Raw genomic sequence first — 3326 nt, forward strand, 5'->3', positions numbered from 1 at the left:
ACACCCTGCGCCGCCTGGAGCCGATGCAGCTGGGGTTTGCGGCCAACCAGCTGACCCACAGCCTGATGGCCGGCACGCTCGCCCGCCGCGACGGCGCCACCGACGAAGAGGTGGTCGCGGCCCTGTGCCACGACATCGGCAAGGTGATGTCGATCCCCAACCACGGGCCGATCGCCGCCGAGATGCTGAAGCCCTACGTCTCGGAAGACATCTACAAGGCGGTCTACTGGCACCAGGACTTCCAGGGCGCCTACTACTACGAGTTCATGGGCAAGCCGGGGAACCTGCGGGAGAACTTCCGGGGCGAGGGCTGGTTCGCCTTCGCCGAGAAGCTGGTGGACCGGTGGGATGCTCCCGCCTTCGATCCGGGCTTCGACGTCGATCCGCTGGAGTCCTTCGAGGACCAGGTGGTGAAGGTCTTCTCCAGCCCCAGGCGCTAGGCGGCGCGCGGGGCGGACCCGCGGATGATCCGATGGATCGAGCTCGATCGGGCGCAGGTGCCCGACGGCGGCGGCGAGCTGCGGCTGATGCAGCGCGGCGCCGAGTATTCGATCATGGCCGACGGCGGGATCGAGCTGATGAACAGCCGCCTGTCCGGTTCGGAAGAGGCGCTGGCCAGGCTGGCCTGGGAGCGGATCGAAGGCCGACCGAGCCCGCGGGTGCTGATCGGCGGCCTCGGGATGGGCTTCACCCTGCGCGCCGCGCTTGCCGTGCTGCCGCCGCAGGCCCAGGTCGAGGTGGCCGAACTGGTCCCCGCCGTCGTGGCCTGGGCGAAGGGGCCGCTGGCCGGCCTGTTCGCCGGCAGCCTGGAGGATCCGCGGACCTCCGTGCATGAGAGCGACGTCGCGGCGCTGATCGCCGGGGCCCGGAGCGGCTATGACGCCATCCTGCTGGACGTGGACAACGGGCCTGAGGGGCTGACCCGCCGGGCTAACGATGCGCTTTACGACGCCGTTGGACTGGCCCGCGCCCAGGCGGCGCTGACGCCCGGCGGCGTCCTGGCCGTCTGGTCCTCCGCGCCTCATCCGAGGTTCTCCGCGGCGCTGAGGCAGAGCGGCCTCGCGGTCGAGGAGGTGAGGACGCCGGCCCGCAAGGGCAAAGGCGGCGCCAAGCACGTGGTGTGGCTGGCGCGCCGCCGCTGACGGGCATAGGGCCTCAGATCGCCCGGGCGCGGCCTTCCCAGTAGGGGGCGCGGACCTTGTTGCGCTGGATCTTGCCGGCTTCGCTGCGGGGCAGGGCGTCCACGAAGTCGATCCCGCGCGGGATCTTGTACTTGGCGACCACCTTGGCGGCGTAGTCGAGGATCTCGCGCTTCAGCTCCTCAGAGGGCGTGTAGCCGGGGCGCAGCTGAATGACGGCGCGCACCTCCTCGCCCCACTCGTCGTGGGGGACGCCGACGGTGCAGCTGTCCTCGACGGCCGGGTGCTTGATCAGCTCGTTGTCGATCTCCTGCGGATAGATGTTCACCCCGCCGGCGATGATGGTCTCGGCGCTGCGGCCGGTGAGGAACAGCCAGTCCTCCTCGTCCAGGTAGCCGATGTCGCCCATGGTGAAGTAGTCGCCTCGCCGGTTGGCGTAGGTCTTGGTGTCGTCCTTGTAGTAGCTGAAGCCGCCCTGGTCCTTAAGGCTCAGGTAGATGTGGCCAGGAACGCCCGGCGGGCATTCGTTCCCCTCGTCGTCGAGGATCTTGGCCGCGTCCTTGTGCGGCCGGCGGCCGACGGTGCCGGGGCGGGCCAGCCACTGCTCGGAGGTGACGGTGAAGCCGACGCCGCCCTCTGACCCGGCGTAGTATTCGTAGAGGATGGGGCCCAGCCACTCGATCATCGCCTGCTTCACCTCGGGCGGGCAGGGCGCCGCCCCGTGGGTGATGCGCTTCAGGGAGCTGAGGTCGTACTTAGCCCGGACCTCCTCCGGCAGGGCCAGCATGCGCTGGAACATGATCGGCACGAAGTGGCCGCGGGTGATCTTCTGGTCCTGGATCGTCTGGAGCACGAACTCGGTGTCCCACCGGTCCATCAGCACGGTCGGCACGCCGTTGTTGAGCGCCCGCCGGATGTCCCCGGCCAGCGGCGAGGCGTGGTAGGCGGGACCGGTGCAGATGTGCTTGTCGACGGCGCGGTCGTAGACCGGGTCGAAGCCGCCGACCGCCTGGGCGTTGGGCTTGTAGACCCCCTTCGGCCGGCCGGTGGTGCCGGAGCTGTAGAGCATCGTCGTGCCGCGAACCGGGTCTTCGATGTCGTTCGCCGGGTAGTCGTCGATGGTCTCGAAGGGGATGAAGCCGGGGAGATCGCCGCCGATCGAGACCTTAAGCACCAGCTGCGGACAGGCGTCCATCGCCTCGGCGACGCCCTCCACCCGGGTGTCGGCGAACACCGCCCGGGCCTCGCAGTTGTCGACGACGTAGGCGATCTCCTCCGGCTTCAGGTGCCAGTTCACCGGCGTCATGCGGAAGCCGCCGCGCAGGGATGCGAACAGCACGTCGGGGAACTCGACGCGGTTGGAGCAGACGATGGCCACCGCATCGCCCGCCTTCAGGCCATGGTCGCGCATCAGCCGGACCAGCCGGTTGGCGTTGGCGTTCAGCTCGCCGAAGGTGCGGGTGCGGCCGGTGGCGGCCTCCAGCACCACCATCTTCTGCGGCCAGACTTGGGCCCAGACGGCGGTGCACATGCCCGAATCTACGGCGGCGTCGACCTGCGCCTTCAGGTCGGTGTGGTCCAACGTGGCCGCATCGGTCATTCGGCTTCCTCCCGGTCGTTTCTTGTTTTCGCCGCCGCTCAGCTCCAGAGGGGCGAGGACGGCTTCATGGCGCGGATCATGAAGGTGACGCTGGCCACGTCCTTGCCGGTGGCGGCGTCGGCGATGTCGACGTCGTACCAGGCGTTCTCGGTCTTCGGGCTCTCGGTCAGCTTGCGCATGGTGGTGCGCCCGACGTAATCGCGGTCGGCGAAGACCGGTCCGGCCAGCTGCCGCACCTCCAGCGCCCCGAACAGGCCGACGTAGGGCTGCTTGGACTTGGCCAGCACGAACGGGCGGCTCATGTGGGCCAGCCGCACCACGTGGGCCGGCGAGAGGACGCCCTTGTCGTAGATCGGCAGCCGCTCGGTGATCCGCCCAAGCGAGGCCTCATAGCTCTCGCGGGCGACCTTCATCGGGATGTCGGAGGTCACGTCGCCCGGCTTGATGTCGGCGTAGATGCGCAAGCGCCCCGGCTCGGCCTCGGCCTGGTCGGCCAGGCGCTTGGCCACCTCGGACGCCTCGTCGCGGGCCCTGGGCGAGGCGGTGCCGATGCAGACCTGCTGGCCGCCCTGGTTGAACATCTGCAG

General features: G+C 69.4%; 4 protein-coding genes. 2 read left to right on the forward strand and 2 right to left on the reverse strand.

Annotation, left to right across the window (positions count from 1 at the left end; translation table 11 throughout):
- A partial coding sequence (locus tag VHK87_RS02405; protein WP_329633301.1) for an HD domain-containing protein occupies positions 1-440 on the forward strand: 440 nt, incomplete at its 5' end.
- A 24-nt stretch (positions 441-464) separates the two neighbouring features.
- Positions 465-1142 carry a spermidine synthase gene (locus tag VHK87_RS02410; RefSeq protein ID WP_329633302.1) on the forward strand — a complete coding sequence of 226 codons (678 nt, stop codon included), beginning with the start codon at positions 465-467 and terminating at the stop codon, positions 1140-1142.
- Between the two features lie 13 nt (positions 1143-1155).
- Here VHK87_RS02410 and VHK87_RS02415 read toward each other — a convergent pair whose 3' ends face one another.
- Both VHK87_RS02415 and VHK87_RS02420 read right to left on the reverse strand, forming a co-directional pair.
- Entirely contained in the window at positions 1156-2739 is a 1584-nt protein-coding gene (locus tag VHK87_RS02415; protein WP_329633303.1) for an AMP-binding protein, read from the reverse strand.
- A gap of 38 nt (positions 2740-2777) precedes the next feature.
- On the reverse strand, positions 2778-3326 hold a 549-nt coding region (locus VHK87_RS02420), incomplete at its 5' end, for a hypothetical protein (RefSeq protein WP_329633304.1).

The organism is Phenylobacterium sp., from assembly GCF_036263695.1.
Lineage (GTDB): Bacteria > Pseudomonadota > Alphaproteobacteria > Caulobacterales > Caulobacteraceae > Phenylobacterium.